Raw genomic sequence first — 23,646 nt, forward strand, 5'->3', positions numbered from 1 at the left:
GCTGTTTATGTTTAAAGCATAAAAGCCTCGCAACCCTAATATAGTAAACATTAATACATGTGTCACATAATCATTTATGAAAGAAACCGATAAGGAAAAGATAATTATGCCTCATCCTAAAACCGCAGAAGCTCTTATTAAATGTGCAGGACCAATTGAATGTTCCCTTTTGCCCAGACTTTTACATGTCACGGAAGCAGCAGCAATTGCAGCTTCTTACCAGATGGGTCGTGGCGACAAGAACTACGCAGACCAGGTTTCAGTGGAAGCCATGCGCAGGATGCTGAACTGTCTTGATATGAAAGGTGTTATTAAGATCGGTGAAGGAGAGCGCGATGAAGCACCTATGCTTTTCATCGGTGAACAGGTAGGTACTGGCGAAGGAGAGCTTGAAGTAGACATAGCAGTTGATCCTCTGGAGGGAACAAATCTTGCTGCAGATGGAATTCCCGGCGCAATATCTGTAATGGCTATGGCAGAGAAGGATGGACTTTTCCACGGACCTGACATCTATATGGATAAGATCGTAGTTGGCCCGGAAGTTGTCAAATATGAAAGTGCCAATCCAGGTGAGGAAATCGATCTTGATGCACCTGTTATTCATAATCTTGAGATACTTGCAAAGGCACTTAACAGGAATATCGATGAGCTTGTTGTGGTTATCCTTGACAGGACAAGACACAAAGACAAGATTAAAGAGATCAGGGAGACCGGTGCCAGGGTAAATCTCATAAGTGATGGTGACCTGATGCCTGGAATTGCAACTGCTATTCGTGGTTCAGGTATTCACATGGTTCTTGGTGCAGGTGGTTCCGGTGAGGCAGTTCTGACAGCAGCAGCAATGAAAATACTTGGTGGCAAGATGCTTGCAAGACTTGTGCTACCAACCGTTGCAAATGGTGGTACGCCTGAAGAGATAGAAGAGGAAAAGGCTGAAAAGATGCCAAGGCTCAAAACCATGGGAATTACCGAGGAAAATATAAACGATGTAATGGGTATTGACAAACTTGCTCCTGGAAAGGATATTATATTCTCAGCAACCGGAGTAACTCCTGGAATCCTGCTGAAAGGTGTAAGTCTTTTCGGTGAAGGTGATGCCAGAGTTCACAGTATTACCATGGGAAGTTCCGGTGTTGTAAAATTCAGCGACACGATCTACATCCATGACAAGGAAAAGACTCCTCTCAGGATGGGCTAATAAAGTTTCAGTAACTTAGAATGAAAGTACATATTTCTACATACGGCTGCTCTGCCAGTCAGGCATCAGCCGAAATTATGAAGGCAAGTGTCAGGGACAAGGGGCACGAACTTGTTCCTGAGAACGATGCCGAGGTTGTTGTTATCAACACCTGTACTGTAAAGTATAGTACGGAGCAGAAGATACTCCATAAGATACGGGAGTTCGGAGAAAAAGGAATATCCGTTATAGTCACAGGTTGTATGCCTGAAGTACAACTGGAAGACATTATGCACCAGAATCCTGATGCTCACATTTTAGGTGTAAATTCGATATCCCGTTTAGGTCAGGTTCTTGATTCTCTTTCTCGAAATGAACTCACAGGCGGTAGTGTAAAACTCTTCCTTGAAGAACCAGAGGGTTTCCAGAGCGTCCCGAGAATCCGCTATAATTCAAACATTCATATCTGTCAGTTATCACAGGGATGTAACTATGCATGCGCATATTGTATTGTGACAATTGCACGAGGAAAATTGTCTTCTTTTGAACCGGAGGATATTATTGATGATATTCAGAAAGCAGTGGATGAAGGTTGCAGAGAGATATGGTTGACTTCACAGGACAACGGACAGTACGGGACTGACAAAGAAGTCTTGCTGCCGCAGTTGTTGAAAATGATATGCAGTATTCCCGGTAATTACAGGATACGTGTGGGAATGATGAATCCTTTTTCAGTAGTTCCTATTCTTGATGATCTGTTAGATGCATTTGAAGATGAAAGGATATACAAGTTCCTCCATCTGCCTGTACAATCTGCTTCTGATGATGTTTTGGAGAACATGAACAGGTATCATTCAATTTCAGGGGCTAATACTATCATTGAAGCTTTCAGGAATCGTTTTCCAGACATGACCATTTTCACAGATATTATTGCAGGTTATCCTGGCGAAACAGACAGAGATTTTGAAAGAACGGTGGAATGGATAAAGGAGTGGAAACCGGAAAAGGTGAACATATCCCGCTTTACTCCTAGACCGTATACAAAAGCATGGGACATGCGTAAAATAGATTCACGCATCATTGTAAACAGGTCCAATGAGCTTCATGAGGTGTGTGAAGCTGTCAAGCTTGCTTCCAGGGATGGAATGATCGGAAAAGAAGTAGAAGTTTTCCTGTCAAAACCTGCAAAACAAAAAGGTATGATGGCACGAACTGCATCATACAAACCAGTTGTTATTCCTGAATGTGATCTACAGCCTGGAACCACCTGCATGGTGCATATTTATGATGCAACTCCCGGTTATTTCCTTGGCAGAATTGTCAGCAAAAACTAACATGTGTTTTCCAGAATAAAATATTGATGTCAGTTTGAAAAGATGACATCTATTTTTACTGATCAGGATTTATTCTTTGTAATCTCTGGACTTTATCCAGTATCTTCTTATCATAGAGTTTTACAATATCACTGCGGGTGATTATACCAAGTAATTTTGTGCTGTCTGACCTTGATACTACGGGAAGCCTGCCAATATCTTTTGCAGCAAGTCTTTTCAGCACAGTATCCAGTGTTTCGTCCTGGTATGCTACTTCCACATCTTTGCTGCATATTTCAGTTATATTTTTTTCAAGTTCATCGTGACCCACTTTATCTCTTACATCTTTAAGAGTTACTATTCCGGAAAGCTGTCCATTGGAGTCAAGCACGGGAAACCCTGCATGCCTGCTGGATTGCATGAGTGCAACGAGTGCTCCTACGTTCTTGTTCTCGGAGACTGTCTGAACATTGTGTTTCATTGCATCTTTAACAAGCAGTGATTCCATTATGTCAACCTCTTTGCCTTTTCTGATGGTAAATCCTCTGCGGTGTAACCCTTCTGTGAATATGGATTCGGAGTCTATGGAGCTGGATATGACATTGCTTACAACACATGCCAGCATTATAGGAAGTATCATATTATAGTCCCTTGTCAGTTCGAACAATATCAGGATGGATGCAAGTGGTGCCCTGCTTGTTCCTGCAAAAACAGCTCCCATTCCTACCAGGGCATAGGCCCCGGATTCTGCAGTAACTGACGGAAACATTCCATGGACTATTGATCCGTAGCTTCCTCCCATCATTGCACCGACAAATAGTGCGGGTACGATCGATCCACCTGATCCTCCAGAGCCCATTGTGAATGAGAAAGCAATGATCTTTAAGAATATGAGCAGGAACATGAGTTTTAATGTGAGGCTTCCAGTAAGTGAATCAGTTATTACATCATACCCTACACCAAATACCTGGGGATAAAAAAATCCGATACATCCTACAAAAAGTCCCCCTACAGCAGGTTTTAAGACGGGATGTATCTGTAATGAATCAAAAGCTTTATGGGTGCTGAAAAGTGCACGCATTAATAATATTGATGTTAATCCTGCCAGGATTCCCAATATTAGATAGAGCGTAAATTCGTACAGTGGATTAACAAATTCATAAGAAGCAACTTCAATGTTATCAACATCAAAAATGAGAGTTGAAACAATTGTTGCAAAGACTGCTGAAACGACAATTGGTATGAAACTACTGGCTTCCAGTTCTCCCAGAATCACTTCCACTACAAAAACAACACCTGCAAGGGGAGCATTATATGCAGCAGCAATTCCACTTGAAGCACCACAACCTATCAGTATTTTTACTCTGTTTCCTTTTATCTTCAGTATTCTGGAAATAGTTGATCCAATTCCTGAGCCAGCCAGTACCACAGGTGCTTCTTTTCCTGCTGATCCTCCTGAACCTACTGATATTATGGATGCAAGCACTTCAAGAAAAGCATTTCGAGGTGACATTTTGCCTCCCCTCAGGGCAGTTGCTTCTATTATTTCTTCAATATCATATCTTCTCGTGCTGATAAGGTAGTGAGCAATAAGTCCGACAATGAGTCCTCCTATTGCAGGTAGAAGTATTATGGAATATTTTGAAGTATAAGATAAAGTTCCAAAAAAGGAGCTATGACTGAAGTCCAGTACAGTATCATATAATACTATGGCAAGTCCTGTCAGAACTCCAATGATAACTGCAAGTGAGTTTGATATCAGTGACTCTGTATTAAGCCACTGGATCATATTCTGCTTGAATTTTTGGAAGCTTGTTTTTTCATCCAAATTTTTCATCTCTATTAATAATAGGTGGCAGGAGTAACATGTGCATAATAGTTATATCTTGTGAATAACAGTGGTTAATTATTATTTCTGCAATTTCCCTATGTTTGCGGATAGTTCAAGATAAATTTCTTGAGCATTCTATATGCTATTAGTATAGTATTAATTAATATGTAAATTGATTATAATTTATAAAAAATGAAAAATTGAATACTTTTATAATATATCAGGATATATTGATAAACGTGGAGTAATGTGGGGGCGTCAGTGACACTACTGTATGCCCACAAAAATGAATATATGTAGTTGTATTTATGGTTGTGTACAGCTCAAAAATCATTAAATGATATATCGGACTCAGATCACGGATATATTAGGGTGAGAGTATGCATCCCTTTATGAAAAACAGTAAGGAAAACGGGGTATTAAATTATATCAGGGTTTTATTGTCGATCTCTATAGTGCTATCGATATTTAACCCGGTTCTAATAGTGAGTGCAGAATCGGTAGTTGACGTTTCAATCAGTTCAGACAAGATTATTCTGGATGATGTTGCCAATGTAGTTGTTTCACTTTCAAATTGTGAGAATATTACTGGTATGAACATGACACTGGTATATGACCAGAGTATAGTTTCTCTGGAATCTACAGATAACATTACATTAAACAATTCAGTTTTGACAGGTCATTCAGTGACTGCAAGTGTTCTGGAATCTGGAAAAGTTTCTATCAATGTAACCGGGCTCGATTCCATTACAACAGCTAAAACACCGATAATTGATTTGGAAATGCTTGGAGTGGCTAGTGGTACAACTGACATGGAATTAACGTACATTGAGTACTTCACTACTGACAGTAGTATTCCAACTGATACCATTAGTAATGGCCAGATTATTGTGAACTCTGCTCCTGAGCTTGCAGAGATTGGCGATCGGGTTATAAATGAAACTGAAACTCTTAATTTCTCCCTTAGTGCAGCCGATGCAGACAATGATCCACTTACATACTCAAAGAATGTAAGCTTCGGTAACATTACAGGTAATGAGTTTACCTGGACTCCTGATTCAGGGGATAATGGTACCTATGCAGTAAGCTTCACGGTTTATGACGGTTACGAAGAGGATACAGAGAATATCACAATTACAGTAAACGTAAAACCAGTCACAAATAATCCACCTGTGTTTGATACTATTGATGATATCAACACAACTGTAGGAAGCCTCGTGAACTTCACAGTTTCTGCAAACGATGCCGACAATGATGATCTTGCATATTACAATAATTCTGTATTGCCAGAAGATTCTGTGTTTTACCCTGACAACCAGAGCTTCGCCTGGACTCCGACATCTAACGGCACATATACTGTCAATTTTGGTGTAGATGACGGAAACGGTGGAAGTGATTCTCTTGATGTAAAGATTACAGTAGATGATGTTGTTGAAACCAATAACCCCCCTGTTCTTGCCCCAATAGGAGACTATACTGTAAATGAGTCCGAACTTCTTGAGATCACACTTAATGCTACTGACATAGAAGGTGATTCACTTACATACTCAAAGAATGTCAGTTTTGGTAATATTACAGGTTATGTTTTCAGCTGGACTCCTGATTACAATTCTTCAGGAACCTATGCTGTTGAATTCAATGTAAGTGATGGCAATACAAGTGACTCTGAAATTGTCAATATCACAGTCAACGATGTCGTTGTTGTTACCAACAGTGCTCCAGTTTTCATTCCAATAGAAGATAGCAATGTAAATGAGTCTGAGCTCCTGGTAATTACGCTCAATGCAACTGATGTTGATGGTGATTCACTTACATACTCAAAGAATGTCAGTTTTGGTAATATTACAGGTTATGTTTTCAGCTGGACTCCGAATTCATCTGAGATTGGAACCCATTATGTGAATTTCAGTGTCACTGACGGTGAACTATGGGACCACTACGTTGCAAATATCACTGTAAATGAAGTAGCTTCTTCGGTTTATACACCGGAAGATCCGTTTAACTTTGTCAGTAATACAGGAAATTTTTGGGTACTTCATGACTGGGAAGCAGGAAATGGCAATGTAACTGATGGATACAATGTCAGTTACAACGGCACCTGGTACAATACTACTGTATCAGAGTTCAATGATTCAGTTCGTCTTAATGCCCATGATTGGTCAAACATCACCGCATATGCTTACAATGCCACCAGTTCCGTTCTTTCATCTGGAATTGAAAGTAAAGTTCAGATTCCAAACAATCCAATACAAATCACTGATGTAGCTTCCTCTTATTCAATTAGTGAGGGAGATACGCTGGCTATAGATGCAAATTATACTGATCTTGATGGAGATAGTGCCACATTTGATTCCAACGATACTTACATTTTCAACATCGATGAAACAAGTGGTATAGCCAGCTGGTCTACAAAACATAAGGACGTTGGAACTCATTATGTTAATTTGACAGTAACAGATGGATATGGTTCTGAAGATTATCAGCTTGTAGAGATTACTGTAAGTACAGTGAACTCTGCTCCTGAACTTGCAGCAATTGATTCTCAGTCTGTAAATGAGTCTGAAACATTGTCTTTCACTCTTTACGCAACGGATGATGACAATGAAACTCTGACATATTCAGCAAATGGTCTCCCTTCCGGAGCAACTCTGGATGTATCTACTGGTGAGTTCTCATGGACTCCCGGATATGATGACAATGGGAGTCATTATGTTGAATTTATAGTTACAGATAGCAATAATGCTAATGATACCGAAGGAGTGACGATTACAGTCAACAATGTCAATCGCATCCCTTCAATTGAATCAATAGACGAACAGTCTGTCTATGAAGACCATGAACTTACCTTTACTCTTGTTGGTAGTGATGATGACAGTGATGATACTCTCACTTATTCCATGAATGGTCTTCCGCCAGAAGCAACTTTGAATGAAACAACAGGTGAGTTTTCATGGACACCTGAGTATACCACAACTACCGAATATCGTACATTCAATGCAAATTTCATGGTTTCTGATGGTGAAGATTCTGTATCTCAGTATGTGATAATAACAGTTTACAACACTAACAGGGCACCTGAGTTCCCAGAATTCACAAATATTAGTGCATCTGAGGGTACAGAACTTGTTCTGAACATCAGTGCAGTCGACCCAGACGGTGATTCTCTTGAATACACTAAAGATGTAAACTTTGGTATTATAAACGATACAAACTTCGAATGGACTCCTGATTATAATGATTCAGGCATCCACTATGTCGAGTTCAATGTTTCAGATGGGTCACTGAGTAATACAACGGTTGTTACTATAGATGTAGCTGATGTTAACCGTGCACCTATTCTTAATTATATACCTACTGTGTCTGTGAATGAAACTGAATTAGTTACTATTATTCTTAATGCGACTGATCCAGATGGTGATTATCCACTATATTATTCTATGGATTCAAGTCTAGGTAATCTCTCAGATAATGTATTCACATGGATTCCTGATTACAGTTATCAGGGTACCACTAATTATATTAATTTCACTGTGAATGACAGTTCTCTTTCAGATACAAGAATGGCTGTAATTGGTGTAAATGATACCAATAATGCACCAGTATTTAACTACGTAGGACAGCAAAACATCAATGAAAGCGAATATCTATCTTTCACTGTAAATGCAACTGATCCAGATATTAACGATGAACTGACATATTATGTGTCAGGTAACCCGTCAACTGCAGTTATATCTTCGAACTCTGAAGGAATGACATTTACTTGGACTCCTGATTACACTGAGTCAGGTACATACGATGTTAGATTCATAGTTGAAGACGAAAAACATTATTCAGATACTATGGATATACGTATAGTTGTTTCAAATGTCAATCGTGCTCCTACATTTGATTCACTTCTACCAAATTACACTATAAATGAAAGTGATATATTAGAGATTACTCTTGGTTCAAATGACCTTGATAAAGACGACTCCATTTCGGTATGGGTCAATGATACGGGTAATGCATCAGGAACACTTAGTGATGATGTATACACCTGGAATACTGATTATCATGACAACGGTACTTACAATATAGAATTCATAGTGTCGGATGGTATCATCATTACATCAGGAACAACTACGGTGTTCATTAATGATGTAAATGCGCCTCCTGAACTCTCATCCATAGGTTCAAAGAGCGTTGAAGAGAAAGAGGAGCTCACCTTTAACATCACAGCAACAGATGTTGATGAGGATATTTTGACATATTCTGCTCAGAACCTGCCAGCCAATGCAACTCTTGATAGCTCTACGGGGGAGTTCAGCTGGACACCAATAGATGGCGAAGCAGGAACATATTCTGTGATCTTCTACGTCAATGATAGTATTGACAGTGATTATGAGACAGTCTCTATTACTGTAACTGAGACATCATCCAGTTCCAGCTCAACCACCTCCAGCTCCGGTGGTGGAGGAGGAGGCGGAGGTGGAGCTCTGACCTCAGGAGAGGAATTCGATAACATCGATTTCAAGGATTATACTCTGAAGTCTGTTATAAAGGATGTTGAAACGATATTCGCCTTCTACGAGGAGAACAACAGCATCGTTTCCCTGAGCTTTACATCCGAGCTCAATGGTGGACAGGTTAAGGCAGTTATCGAAGTACTGAAGGATACTTCTTCTCAAGTGGAGTCTGTAGCACCTGGTGTTGTTTACCAGAACATGAATATCTATGTCGATTCCAATCTTGGAGACGATGTAATAGGTGACCGTGTGATTAACTTCAAAGTGGACAAGGCCTGGGTAGAAGAGAATAATATCGATGTGTCGTTCATCACACTCTGCAGATACAACAGTGGTGAATGGGATACGCTTTCAACTGAAGCAACGGAGGAGGATGAAGAATACTACTACTTCACTTCCAAAACACCTGGATTCTCTCCGTTCGCCATATCAAGTGTGGATCCATCTGCAATTACTGAGGAAGCTTCAGCTGAGAAGATTGCAGAAACTTCAGTGGATATAGAACAATTGAAGTCTACAGAGGATGACGATGGAGTACCACTGGAATCAGTTGCAGATCTTCAACAGAAGGAGAGTTCATCATTCCCATACCTGCTAATTATAGGACTTATCGGGCTGGTGGCTATCGGATTAGTTGGTTACAGGAACAGAGATTATTATGACAAGTTGCGCACGCAACTAGGAAATCCTGATGGAAAACGTTACAGGCGTATTAAGAAATAAGAATTCAGTAGGCATATCGATTTGGCAGCGCATTTTTACAGGTGATCTGCCATTTCCTTTTTTTATTCAGCATTCATGACCTCCATGGCTTTGCAAATATATTTAGCAATGCATATTCAATTAAGTTTATTATTTTAAAAGCTCAAGATAAAGTACCATGGAGGGGATTTTATCTTTAAATACGTCAGGTGCGGATTTGCACATATAGCTGGAAGTTTGATTAATTCTAAGAATCCAAATAATTGCATATATTTGTTAAAGATGCTATTAATTCTTGTTTTTGTGACAGGGCTGCTAATTTCGGAATCAACTGCAGCAAGCACTTCTCCTGTACTGGAAGTAATTGGGGACCGTTCTGTTAATGAGGACAACCAGATCTCATTTACTCTTTCTGCCACAGATCCAGATGATGATTCTCTTCTATTCTCTGCTTCAGATATGCCATTTGGTGCCATGTTGAATAATTCTACAGGAGAGTTCAGATGGACACCAACCTATGAACAGGCAGGGACTTACCTGACAAAGTTTGTTGTATCTGACGGATCAAATGTGGATTCGGAATACATCACAATAACTGTGAATGATGTTAACCGTGAACCTGTGCTCTCCCCTCTGAGCACTATTCAGGTAAACGAGAATGAAGAGATTAATATTACACTTTCTGCCACAGACCCTGATGGTGATCTTCTTGTTTTTGGTAAGGATGTTTCTTATGGAAACATCGAAGACAATATTTTCACCTGGACACCAGGATATACTGATCAGGGTATACATACAATTGAATTCAGTGTAAGTGATGGTCAGTCAAAAGTTACGCGAAATGCGGAGATCAATGTTACAAATGTAAACAGAGATCCTGTGTTATATCCAATTAGTGATACGATTGTCCAGACCAATGAAGATATTATCATTGAATTGAATGCTTTTGATCCGGATGGAGATTCTCTTAATTACACAAACATTACTGAATTGCCCGGAGGAGCAACACTCGATCCCTCAACAGGTGTTTTCATCTGGACAAATCCAGCAGAACTTGGCACTAAAGCATTGACTTTCAAAGTAGATGATGGTTTTGAATCAGATACAGAAACTGCCACAATAGTAATAGTTGCAAGTAACCCAAATCTCCCTCCTGTGATAGATACACTGGATACACTCTATGTAAATGAGAATTCCACTCTGAATTTTGAATTGTCAGCGACAGATCCAGAAGGGGATTCACTGGCTTTTTCATGGCCTACAGGATTGCCGAATACCGCATCTATATCTATGCAAAGCTCTTCGGTTAATGTCAGCTGGACTCCTACATATGAGGAAGCAGGTAATTACCATGCTGTATTCAGGGTAGCAGACAGTCATTCCAGCTATCGGGTGGTGGATATAGTTGTTTCAGATATCAACCGTGCTCCAGTGATTGATTTAGTGGCAGATAGTACAGTTGCCGAAAATGATGTACTATACATCAATCTATCCGCTTCTGATGAGGATAACGATGATCTTACATTTACTACTAACAGTAGCCTTGGAATTATAAGAGGTAACACTTTCATCTGCAAACCGGATTATAGTGATGAAGGCTCTCATGATGTGTTATTCACAGTTTCCGATGGAAGTCTGAGTAACAGTACAGTTTCAAAGATTACTGTCACAGATGTTAATATGCCTCCAAAACTCAATCCAGTGAGTTCAAAGGAAATAGATTATAATGATACTCTGGAGTTTAATTTATCAACAGAAGATGTAGATACTGACGATAGTTTAACATATACTTGTCTTGAAACACCTGCAAATGCCACTCTGGATAGTTCATCAGGATTATTTACCTGGACCCCTGTTGAAAGTCAGGTGGGCACTTATTCTGTAAGCTTCTATGTTACTGATGGTAATGCAGAAGATTATGAAACAGTTTCTATAACAGTTACAGAACCTTCTGAATCTGAAAGTAAAAGCACTTCATCTTCCGGAAGCAGTGGTGGAGGTGGTGGAGGTTCGCAGAACACAGGAGAAAAGTATGAGAATATTGATTTTAAGGACTATGCGCTTAAATATGTCATGAAGGACAAAGAAACAATATTCGAGTTCGATGAGCCTGCTAATAATATAGTATCCATTAGTTTTGTATCCCAACTGAATGGTGGCCAGACAAAAGCATTGATTGAGATTTTAAAAGGAACTTCAAGTCTTGTAAGTTCAGCTCCTTCCGGCAATGTATACAGGAATCTCAATATCTGGGTTGGGGATTCAAAGTTTCCTTCTGATGTTATTGACGATGTGGTTATAAGGTTCAAAGTTGAAAAGTCATGGGTCTATTCAAATGATATTGAACCGGAATCAATAGTTCTTTCCCGCTATTATAGTGAAAAGTGGAGTCCTCTTGAGACGTCTTTTGAAAGTGAAGGCGATGATTATCTGTATTATGCAGCCAAATCTCCTGGTTTTTCACCTTTTGTCATTCTTGTTCCTGAGATCTCTGAAACGGTTCTAAGTGAAGACATATCTGATGAAAACACAACAGTCATGTCTATGGGTGATGAAATTGTTCCTGTTGAAACAGGAGTAAATCAGGATAAAAAGAGCATTAAAACTTTACTATTCTTTTTGCTTGCAGCTATAATAGCTGCAGTGGGTGCAGTGGGTTACAGATACAGGGGTCATTATGAGAAATTGTATCTTCAGATAAGTAATCCTGATGGGAAAAGATACAGACGCTTTAAGAAATGATGATGTGTTTGAAATCGATACTTTCTATCATTTTTTAGATACAACGTAGTAAATATTCAGATTATGTTGCTGCGTAATTATTATATCGATGTAATTAAAAAAATATATAATCTATTAGCGATTAGAATATAAATGGTGGGTGGTAGTGCTTTCTTCTTTAAAGGTACACCAATGATAAAAACGTTCAGTTAGAAGGCAGTTTCATCCTCCTTTAAGAATGCTTTGGGGGAAAAGCATGCTTCCTAAAGGAACAGAAAAATGTAAAAAAATACCTTTTATTTTCTTAAGTATAGCTTTATCAATATTACTGCTGTCGGTACTTGCCAGTGCATATTCGAACGAAACAGTAGGTGTGGGGTCAACTGTTGTAAATCCGGGAGTTCCATTTTCTCTGCCAGTTTTTATAGATAATATCACAAATATCAGTTCATTGTCCCTAGATCTTATTTTTAATAGTTCGTCTCTTCAAATAGATGATATTGATGGTAATAGTTCATCGTCAGTATCAGATACTCAATTCCATCTTGATAATTCCACAGGTTTTGCCAACATGACACTTGAGTTTGATGATCTTTCAAGTGAAGAAGAAATTAATGTTGCAAATCTTATGTTCATATCACTGTCCAGTGGGCATTATGACATAATGCTACACGACGTTTCTTTCTCAAACAATACAACTTCATTTCCTGCAAATTTTGTTGTCAATGGTTCTGTGAGGGTAAACTATCCTCCTGAAATAGTTAATATTGAAAATATGACAGTAGATGCAGGGTTCAATTTGAATTTTACTCTCTCTGCCACTGACCTGGATGATGACAATCTGATTTTTGGTGTGGAAGGAATTCCGGATGGCTATTCTCTCAATTCCAGTAACGGATCATTTTCATGGACTCCAACAGCTACAGATGCTGATAATAACTATAGTGCTAATTTCTCGGTTTCTGACGGCTATGCATCAGACTTTACTTATGCAACTATTTTTGTAAATGAGATAGTTGATGACATCGATAATCCACCTGTGATTAAATTCATAGGCAACAAGTCATTAAATGAAACAGAAACTCTTTCATTTGTGGTCGAAGCGACAGATGCAGATAATAATCCCATATCATATTCTGCAAATGCACTTCCAGGCAATTCCACATTGAATGAAACGTCAGGTGAATTTAATTGGGTTACTGGATATTCCGATGCTGGAGAGTATTCTGTAGAATTCCTAGCATCATCTACTAATCTTACAGACTCGGAACTAATCACAATATTTGTTGAAAATCTAAATCGCCCCCCTATTCTTTCTGTAATCAATGATGTTGAGATAAATGAAAATGACTCTCTCTCAATTACATTGTCAGCTAATGACCCCGATAATAATGATTTAACATATTCATCCAATGTTTCGTTTGGAAATATGTCGGGAAATATTTTTACCTGGGTTCCTGCTTTCAATGAAGCTGATACTTATGTTGTTGAGTTTACTGTAAGTGATGGTATCGATTCTGACTCTAAAAATACTGTCATAACTGTAAACAACGTAAATCGCCCCCCTGTCCTTGGTGAAATAGGCACTCAATCAGTTTCTGAGAATTCTCTTCTTGAGATCACTCTTTCAGCAACTGATGATGATTCGGCAGGGATTCTTACATATTCCACAAACGCCAGTTTTGGAAATCTAACAGACAATGTTTTCACCTGGACTCCGGGCTCAGAGGAATCTGGTGTTTATGCTGTTGAATTCAATGTAAGTGATGGTTCTCTGGCTGACTCGGAAATTGTAACAATCAATGTTACTAATGTCAACAATGCTCCTGTTCTGGAGGAAATTGGCGAACAATATGTTCACGAAAATGAAACTCTGACCATTAACCTTTCAGCTACAGATGATGATTCCGGGGCTACTCTAAGCTACTACACCAATGCTACATTTGGGAATCTGTCAGACAACGTTTTCACCTGGATTCCTAATTACGATGCTGCAGGATCTCATATTACAGAATTTACTGTCAGTGATGGCACTGATTCGGATTCTGAAGTAGTGACAATTAATGTACAAAATACTAATCGTGCTCCTGTTCTTTCCCCTATTGATGATGTTGAGGTTAATGAGAATAATTCTTTTTCAATCACTTTATCAGCCTCAGATCTTGATGGCAATAATCTGAATTATTCTACAAATGCCACATTTGGTAACATATCTGGAAATGACTTTAACTGGACACCGGATTTTGATGATGCTGGTACATACAATGTTGAATTCACTGTCAGTGATGGCACTGATTCGGATTCCGAAGTTGTAGTTATTATCGTAAATAACGCAAATCGTCCCCCTATTCTTAATTACATAGGTCCACAATCTGTATTGGAAAACAATCTTCTTGAAATTTCACTTTCTGCTACTGATGAGGATTCTGAAGACATTCTGATATATGGCTACAACACCAGTTTCGGAGAACTTAATGATAATGTTTTCACTTGGACACCAGATTCAGAAAACTCTGGTATTTATGCTGTTGAATTCAATGTAAGCGATGGCTCCCTAGTTGACTCAGAAATAGTGATCATAAACGTCACTAATGTCAACAATGCCCCAGTTCTGGATGAGATTGGTGATAAAGATATTAATGAAAATGACACTTTGACAATTTCCCTTTCAGCTAATGATGATGATTCGGGAGATACCCTAAGTTACTACACCAATGCTACATTTGGTGATCTGTCTGACAATATTTTCATCTGGACACCTGATTATGATGATTCAGGTGTTTACAACGTTGAATTTAATGTAAGTGATGGATATCTGGTAGATTATGAGCTGGTAACAATTACAGTAAATAATGTTAATAATGAACCGATTTTGTCATATATTGGTGAGCAGTTTGTAAATGAAAATGAAACTTTAACAATTACTCTTTCCGCGACAGATGCCGATGCCGATGCAAATTTAAATTATTCAACCAATGCTACATTTGGCAATATGTCAGGCAATACTTTCACCTGGAGCCCGGATTATGATTCAGCTGGAATTTATTCTGTGGAGTTTACTGTGGATGATGGCATGGATTCAGATTCTGAAACAGTAATCATTAATATAGAAAACATTAATCTTGCTCCTGTTCTTTCCCCTATTGATGATATTGTGGTCAATGAAAATGAACTTCTGTCAATTACTTTATCGGCTAATGATCCTGATGGCAATAATCTGAATTATTCTACAAATTCCACATTTGGTAATGTGGCCGGTAATATCTTCACCTGGACTCCAGATTACGATGCTGAAGGAATATATGTTCTTGAGTTCACTGTAAGTGATGGTCTTGATTCTGATAGTGAGTTGGTTACAGTCGAAGTGAACAATGTTAACCGAGCTCCAGTCCTTTCTTCACCGGGATCATATTCTGCTGCAGAGAATTCTTCCCTTGTGATTACACTTTCAGCAACTGATCCTGATACAGGTGATTCTCTTTTTTATAGCCACAATGCTACATTTGGCATTCTGGAAGACAATGTCTTCACCTGGGTACCTGATTTTGATCACTCAGGTGTCCATACTATCGAATTTACTGTTAGCGATGGCAACCTTTCAGATTCGAAGGTTGCTGTTATCACTGTAAGTAATACAAATCGTCCACCATACATCGAAATAATTGATGATAAGTTGTTAAATGAAAATGAAGAACTGATTATCGACATAAATGGAACTGATCCTGATGGTGATTCTCTTACTTATGAGACAAATGTAGATTTTGGTACACTTGAAAATAACATTTTTACCTGGACTCCCGGTTTTGATGATAGTGGAATCTATGATGTGAGCTTCACAGTAAGTGATGGCAACCTGTCATACACAGAAGATATCAAAATAGCAGTTGGTAACACCAATGTTCCTCCTGTTTTGAATCCAATTGGTGGAAAAACTGTAGACGAAAATAATTCTCTGTCATTCACCATAAGTGCTACCGATGAAGATTCAGGAGACACTCTGACCTATGCTGCTTCCGGGCTTCCTTCAGGTGCATCATTCAATGATCAGACACGTCAATTCTTCTGGAAACCAACATATAACCAGTCAGGAACTCACAATGTAGTTTTTGAAGTTAGTGATGGAACTTTCAGTGACACTGAACTTGTGCAGATTGTTGTTAATAATATTAACATTGCTCCTGTCATTGGTTCTATAGGTAACATGACAGTTAATGAAAATTCTGAAATCAACTTTATTGTAACAGCTACAGACCATGATAAGGATAGCCTGGTATATTCGGTTTCAAATCCATCCCAGGTGGGCAGCTTCAATTCAATAACCCATGAATTCAGCTGGACACCTGATTATGGTGAATCAGGTGTCTATTCTCTTACATTCACGGTAGATGACGGCGACCTTTTTGATTCAGCGACAATCTACATTGAAGTATTAAATGTTAATCGTGTTCCTGAGCTGGATAACATTGGTAACAAAGCAGTCAATGAAGCAGAAGAACTATCATTCACAATAAGTGGTAGCGATCCAGATTCTGATCCCCTTGTTTATTCAGCCAGTGGAATTCCCGATGGTGCAGATTTCGATGAATCCACACACATTTTTACCTGGACGCCTGATTACGATGACTCAGGAACTTATGATGTAACTTTCACATTGAGCGATGGAAGTCTTACAGATTCTGAAACAATTACCATTAGTGTTGGTTCAGTAAATCTTCCCCCTGAGCTTGAATCCATTGGTGACAAAACTGCCATTGAAGGTTCAGAAGTTAGTTTCAGTATAAGTGCCATTGACCCTGATATGAATGACCTGACTTACTCCACATCTGCTCTTCCACAGGGCGCGTATTTTGATGAGTCCACTCTTGATTTTTCATGGACTCCTGACTATAACCAGTCAGGTATTCATTCCATAACTTTCACAGTAAGCGATGGTGAACTTACTGATTCCGAAACTATATTCATAGATGTTGAGAACACAAACCGCGCTCCTGTAATGGGAGACATCGGCAATAAAAATGTAGATGAAAATACAACATTGGTTTTCAAGGTCAGTGCTGATGATCCAGATTTGGACTCTCTTACATATTCAGCTACAGGTGTACCGGATACGGCAGATTTTGATTATTTGACCCGGGAATTTACCTGGACTCCAAATTATGGTGAATCAGGTACTTATTCTGTGACTTTTAATGTTACAGATGGTGCCCTTTCCGATTCTGAGACTATTGTTATAAGTGTTGGTTTTGTGAACCGTGCTCCTGATTTTGAATCAATAGGGGACAAAACTATCAGTGAAGGCTCAGAACTCAATTTCAGTATAAGTGCTACGGATCCTGATGAGGACGCTCTTGCATACTCTACATCTGAACTTCCTGAAGGTGCTGATTTTGATGAAATTACTCATTTATTCTCCTGGACTCCAGATTACGAACAGGAAGGCAGCTACTCCATAACATTCACTGTAAGTGATGGTGATCTTTCCGATTCTGAAATAATATCCATAGATGTTCAGGACACAAACCGTGCTCCTGTCCTGTCAGAAATAGGTAACAAGGAAACCGCAGAAAATACAGAACTATCATTTACCATAAATGCTGAAGATCCTGATTCTGATTCTCTTACGTATTCAGCTGACAATCTTCCAAATGGTGCCAACTTCGATACGTCAAGCCACAGTTTTGTATGGACTCCCGGATATGATGATTCCGGCACTTATGAAGTAACTTTCAAAACAAGCGATGGTGAGCTCTCTGATACAGAGACAATTACCATCACAGTAGGCTCGGTGAATCGTCCACCAGTGCTCGCATATATAGGAAATAAGCAAATAAATGAAAACTCTGAGCTTGTGTTCCAGATTGCTGCAGCAGATCCTGATTCTGATTACCTTATATTCTATATTGAAAATAAACCAACAGGTGCAGCATTTAACGGAAATACAGGTCAGTTCCGCTGGACTCCGGACTATAATGCATCAGGAACTTACTCCGTAACTTTCGGAGTAAATGATGGCTCTTTGAACGATTCGGAAACTATCTACATAACCGTAAATAATGTAAACCTTGCTCCGGTTCTTGATAATATCGGAAATAAACAGGTAGATGAAGGTTCTGAACTTTCATTTAATATATCTGCAATGGATCATGATGGTGACAATTTGATATATTATGCTACCGGTATTCCACAGGGCGCCAGTTTTGATCCGGATACCCATGAATTTAGCTGGATTACAGATTATGATGATTCAGGTACATATTCTGTAACATTCTATGTAAGTGATGCTTATCGTGTTACTTCCAAAACTATATTCATCAGTGTTGGTTCAGTCAATCGTGCTCCTGAGCTTGTTCCTATTGGCAATAGAACAATTGATGAAGGTTCTGAACTCAGGTTCACGGTGACAGGCTCAGATCCTGAAGCAAGTGATTTGACTTATTCCGTTACAGGAATACCCGATGGTGCCGATTTCGATGGAGATACGCATGAGTTTATCTGGATGCCTGATTATGACCAGTCCGGAACATATAATGTCACTTTCAGCGTAAGTGATGGTGAGCTTTCGGACTCTGAAACAGTCACCATTACAGTCGAACATGTAAATATTGCGCCTGTTCTGTCGGTCATAGGTGACGTATATATAGATGAGAATCAACTTTTGACAATAAGTCTTCAGGCAAGTGATGATGATGATGATTCAGGTGACACATTACATTTCTCAGTAAAGGATGCTCCGGTGGGTTCCGCAATAAATGAGTCTACAGGTATCTTCACCTGGATTCCATCATACGAAGATGCTGGAATCTATGATATTGTATTCTCTGTATCAGATGGTACAACTGAAGATACTCAAAATGTGGAAATTACAGTTATTAATATAAACAGACTTCCACAAATGAATGTATCTTCTCAGGTATATGTGGCTGAGAACAGTACACTTAACCTTGATTTGAACGCTTCAGATCCTGACAATACTCCATTGTCAATTACTACTGATTTCTCAATTGGTAGTTTAAATAATGGTATCTTCACCTGGACACCTGGTTATGAAGATGAAGGAAGCTACGATGCTACCTTTACTGTCAGCGATGGAGAGCTAGAAGTAAGCCAGACAGTTGAGATTATAGTTACAGGTTCAAACTCAGCCCCGGTGCTCTCTCCCATAGATAGTATTGTTGTTAATGAACTCGAAACGCTATCGATTAATCTTACAGCTAAGGACATAGATGATGACGAACTTAACTTTTCAAAGAATGTGGAATATGGTGAGCTCGCAGACAATTTATTTACATGGACTCCCGGAATAAATGATAAAGGAATTTACTATATTGTTTTTACAGTATCAGATGGCCAGCTTTCTGACTCTAAGACTGCCATGATTGCTGTAGGTAATACGAATATTCCCCCAACTATAGTAAAAACAGGAATTCAATATGGTAAAGAAAGCGAAACTCTGGAGTTTACTATTAATGCTACTGACCCGGATAATGAGACACTGATTTATGCAGTCACAGATCTTCCATCCGGTGCTACCTTTAATACTTCCACAGGTTCTTTTGAGTGGACTCCCACTTACGAGCAATCAGGTGAATATAGCATTGAATTCCGTGTATCTGATTTGCTATACACAGCTTTTGACACTGTACTTGTCAATGTTGAAAACGTCAATCGTGCGCCATTATTTGACCCAATACCCATGTGTAAGGTAAATGAGACCGAACAGGTAAAGATAAATCTCAGTGCGACAGACCCTGACAGAGATACCATTTCATTTTCAACAGACTTTGATAATGGACAGATAATCGGCGATACATTCGTGTGGGATACGGGTTATTACGACAGTGGGGAGTATTATATACTTTTCAATGTTACAGATAATGATCTTAGCAGTAGCACGACGGTTCATTTAAAAGTGAATCCAACTAACATGCCTCCGGAATTTGATAATATAGGTTCGCATTCAGTTTATGAGAACGAAACCATTGAGTTTTCTGTAAATGCAACAGATGCTGACAATGACACTCTTACATATTCCATTAGTGGCAAACCGTCAGGTTCTTCCTTTGATCCGAAAACAAGATTATTCCGTTGGACTCCGGATTATCGTCAATCAGGGACATATTCGGTAGAATTCCATGTGACTGATGGTGAGCTGAATGATTCAGAGGCTATAACAATAAGGGTCTATGATAAAGATAACACAAAACCAACCGATTACAGTGGTTTTTCATCTTCTGAAAGTAGCGGTAGTGGCGGAGGTGGTTCTTCCAGTGGTGCTGAAGACTATGATAATGTTGCATACAAAGATTACTCTATTAAATATGTGACCCAGGGCAGACAGATAGAATTTGCTTTCCCTAATTCAGAGAATGATCTTGAAACAGTAGGTTTCACTGCATTGAAGGCAGCTGGTCAGGTTAAAACAGTTATTGAAATACTGCATGATCGTTCTACTCTTGTAAACACAAACCCGCCGGGTAATGTGTATCGCCATGTTAACATATGGGTGGGAGATACCAAGTTTAATTCCGGAGCTTATTTCTCATCAGCAGAGATTACTTTTAAGGTACAAAAGCAATGGCTTGAAGAGAACAATGCTGAACCCTCCTCTGTAAAGCTTTACAGATACTCCGGAGGTTCATGGAATCAACTCACAACGTCCAGAATAGGTGCTGATGCTAAAAATTACTATTTTAAAGCTTATTCCCCTGGCTTCTCTCCATTCGCAATCGTGAGTACTGGCAGCACTCAGGTTCTACAAAATTCTGTTCCAGAACCATCGGCACAGAATACACAGGTGATATATAAGAGCAATACAGATCTAAATTCCGTGACGGCAGTTACTGATTCAGAAATTATGAGTAAAGCACTGGAAAATGAACCAGCAAGTCCCTTCAACACAAGGATCTTCTTCATAGGAATTGTAGGTATTTTGTTAATAGGCTCTGCAATTGGATACCATTCAAGGAATGAATCACCAGTCCTGAGAAGGTATTATGAAGCAATTCACACCTTTGTGCTTGGAATAAAGAACGCTGTAGAATGGACAAGTCATAAATTAAGTTCAGAATCCATTCATGAGGATTATACAGCTCTCAGTGTGAAACTTAATGAGATCAGGAATGTGGACTATAAGGCAATTTATGAGAAAAAAATAGCCCTAATAAAAGAAAGACAAAAACAGTAGCTTCAGAGTTTTCTTCTAACGAGGAAATCTCTTTTCTTTTTTACTTTCTCCCTTAATTTTATCTATTATTGAACAGTATTAATAAAAAGGGAATAATCACAGGGAGAAATCATGCTGGAGAAAATGTTCAATCCTGATTCTGTAGCCGTTATCGGTGCGTCCAGGAAAGAAGGTAAAGTAGGGAGAGCTGTACTTGAAAATCTGATGCAGAACAGTGAGCTCACCATCATACCTATTAATCCTAATGTTGACGAGATACTGGGGCTTCCATGTTATCATAATATACTGGAGGTTCCGACTGAAACACAGGTCGACCTTGCAATAGTCGTGGTTCCGGCAAAGTTTGTGCCTGGTTCCATTGATGAGTGTGGCAGGGCCGGCGTTACAAATGTAATTGTTATATCTGCCGGTTTCAAGGAAGCTGGTATTGAAGGTTCACGCCTTGAACGCGAATGCATAGCTTTATCTAAAAAATATGGAATAAACCTAATAGGTCCCAATTGTCTGGGTATAATTGATACCGCTTCAGGACTTAACGCTTCTTTTGCGGCTAATATGGCATATGAAGGAAATATTGCAATGATGTCTCAGTCAGGTGCTATATGTACTGTGACTTTGGACTGGGCTGAAAGGATTGGCGTTGGTTTTTCCAAATTCATAAGTCTTGGTAATAAAGCCGTACTTGCAGAAAATGATTTTTTACAGTTGTTTGAAAATGATCCTTCAACAGCAGTTATTGCAGCGTACCTTGAAGGTGTAAAAGACGGCCCTGAATTCATCAGGATTGCAGAAAGAGTATCACGTTCCAAACCAATAATTATAGTAAAATCAGGACGAACCTCAGTTGGTTCCAAAGCCGTATCATCACATACCGGTACACTTGCAGGTTCGGATGCTGCCTACAATGCCGCTTTTAAACAGGGTGGAGTACTGCGTGCGGATTCACTTGAGGAAATGCTCGATTACAGTCGTGCTTTCTCAGTTTGTCCTCTGCCGGAAGGCAGGAATATTGCAATAGTCACCAACGCAGGTGGTCTTGGTATTCTGACAGCGGATGCATGTTATAACTCAGGTCTTTCAATAGCTTCATTTGAAGAGAAGACTGTGGAAAGATTAAGAGAAAAACTGCCACCGGCAGCAAACTTCTATGACCCTGTTGACGTGTTGGGAGATGCAGGTGCAGACCTTTATGAGCATGCTCTTGATGTTGTTCTGGATGATATAAACGTAAACGGAATTATAGTTCTCGTGTCACCTCAGTCAATGACAGATGTTCCGGGAATTGCTGAAAAGGTTGCAGAAAAGATCAAGGAATCTAAAAAGCCAATCCTATGTAACTTTGCAGGTGGAAGCAGGATCGCAGAAGGAGAGGAAATCCTCAACAAATATGGAATTCCAAATTATTCCTCTGCAGAAAGAGCAGTTGCAAGTATGAATGCTCTCTGCAACTATTACACGATAAAGAATCACAAACGTGGTAAGCCTGCAGAGACAAAAGCAGACTGGGAATATGCCCGCTCATTCATGGATGAAGCATCTGAAAATAAAAGAAGGATGCATGGCCTTGAATCACTGGATATCCTGAAAGCATACGATATCCCTGTTGTGGATTCCAGGATTGCAAAGACTCTTCCGGATGCAATCAAGGCAGCAGAAGATATGGGATATCCTATTGTCATGAAGATCCTGTCACCTGACATCTCGCATAAGAGTGATGTAGGTGGTATTCGCCTGAATCTCAGGCATGCAGATGATGTGGAACGTGCTTACAATTCAATGATGTCAGATGTAAGACACTATATGCCCGATGCAACTATAACAGGCGTCCAGCTACAGAAGATGATAAGCGGAGGAAAAGAAGTAATCATCGGAATGGACAGGGATCCGCAATTTGGTCCATTGCTCATGTTCGGACTTGGAGGAACTTATGTGGAGTTCCTGAAAGATGTTTCTTTTGCAGTTGCTCCTATAACAGAGGCTGAGGCGAGACATATGGTATCATCAATTAAGACTTATCCCTTAATTGCAGGTGTAAGAGGGGAGGCGTCATCGGATATCGACTCAATAGTTCAGACACTTTTGAAGGTGTCACAGCTAGTTACGGATTTTCCGGAAATATTAGAATTTGAAATTAATCCTTTAATGGTAATGCCCGAAGGTCAGGGATGTGTTGCAATGGATATCAGGTTCACACTGAATCTGAATGAGTAAGG

The 23,646-nt window shown here is 39.3% G+C and carries 7 protein-coding genes; 6 read left to right on the plus strand and 1 reads right to left on the minus strand.

Going from position 1 to position 23,646, the window contains the following annotated elements; genetic code table 11:
* The first annotated feature begins 106 nt into the window (after positions 1–106).
* Together glpX and J2746_RS07210 are read left to right on the plus strand one after the other, a co-directional pair.
* Complete coding sequence (gene glpX, locus J2746_RS07205; RefSeq protein ID WP_209619051.1) at positions 107–1,198, plus strand: class II fructose-bisphosphatase; 1,092 nt, start codon at positions 107–109, stop codon at positions 1,196–1,198.
* A gap of 20 nt (positions 1,199–1,218) precedes the next feature.
* Complete coding sequence (locus J2746_RS07210; protein WP_209618443.1) at positions 1,219–2,511, plus strand: tRNA (N(6)-L-threonylcarbamoyladenosine(37)-C(2))-methylthiotransferase; 1,293 nt, start codon at positions 1,219–1,221, stop codon at positions 2,509–2,511.
* 55 nt (positions 2,512–2,566) lie between these two features.
* Here J2746_RS07210 and J2746_RS07215 read toward each other — a convergent pair whose 3' ends face one another.
* On the minus strand, positions 2,567–4,318 hold the full coding sequence (locus J2746_RS07215) for a chloride channel protein (RefSeq protein WP_342451813.1): 1,752 nt from the start codon (positions 4,316–4,318) through the stop codon (positions 2,567–2,569).
* A gap of 488 nt (positions 4,319–4,806) precedes the next feature.
* Here J2746_RS07215 and J2746_RS07220 point away from each other — a divergent pair, with 488 nt between their 5' ends.
* The 4 genes from J2746_RS07220 to J2746_RS07235 all read left to right on the plus strand — a co-directional run bounded on the left by J2746_RS07220 (position 4,807) and on the right by J2746_RS07235 (position 23,644).
* Positions 4,807–9,549 carry an Ig-like domain-containing protein gene (locus J2746_RS07220; protein WP_209618448.1) on the plus strand — a complete coding sequence of 1,581 codons (4,743 nt, stop codon included), beginning with the start codon at positions 4,807–4,809 and terminating at the stop codon, positions 9,547–9,549.
* A 282-nt stretch (positions 9,550–9,831) separates the two neighbouring features.
* Positions 9,832–12,270 (plus strand): PGF-pre-PGF domain-containing protein, encoded by a 2,439-nt coding sequence (locus J2746_RS07225; RefSeq protein WP_209618450.1) that lies wholly within the window; start codon positions 9,832–9,834, stop codon positions 12,268–12,270.
* A gap of 235 nt (positions 12,271–12,505) precedes the next feature.
* Positions 12,506–21,433, plus strand: a complete 8,928-nt coding sequence (locus J2746_RS07230; protein WP_209618452.1) for an Ig-like domain-containing protein — start codon at positions 12,506–12,508, stop codon at positions 21,431–21,433.
* Between the two features lie 111 nt (positions 21,434–21,544).
* The gene (locus J2746_RS07235; RefSeq protein WP_209618454.1) at positions 21,545–23,644 is read left to right on the plus strand and encodes an acetate--CoA ligase family protein; all 2,100 of its coding nucleotides are present in this window, start codon (positions 21,545–21,547) and stop codon (positions 23,642–23,644) included.
* Positions 23,645–23,646: the final 2 nt, after the last annotated feature.

This window comes from Methanolobus bombayensis (assembly GCF_017873415.1).
Classification (GTDB): domain Archaea; phylum Halobacteriota; class Methanosarcinia; order Methanosarcinales; family Methanosarcinaceae; genus Methanolobus; species Methanolobus bombayensis.

What these genes read in the sequence shown, in the direction of transcription:
- glpX (WP_209619051.1), top strand. Translation starts at nt 107, where the DNA reads ATGCCTCATCCTAAAACCGCAGAAGCTCTTATTAAATGTGCAGGACCA.
- J2746_RS07210 (WP_209618443.1), top strand. Translation starts at nt 1,219, where the DNA reads ATGAAAGTACATATTTCTACATACGGCTGCTCTGCCAGTCAGGCATCA.
- J2746_RS07230 (WP_209618452.1), top strand. Translation starts at nt 12,506, where the DNA reads ATGCTTCCTAAAGGAACAGAAAAATGTAAAAAAATACCTTTTATTTTC.
- J2746_RS07235 (WP_209618454.1), top strand. Translation starts at nt 21,545, where the DNA reads ATGCTGGAGAAAATGTTCAATCCTGATTCTGTAGCCGTTATCGGTGCG.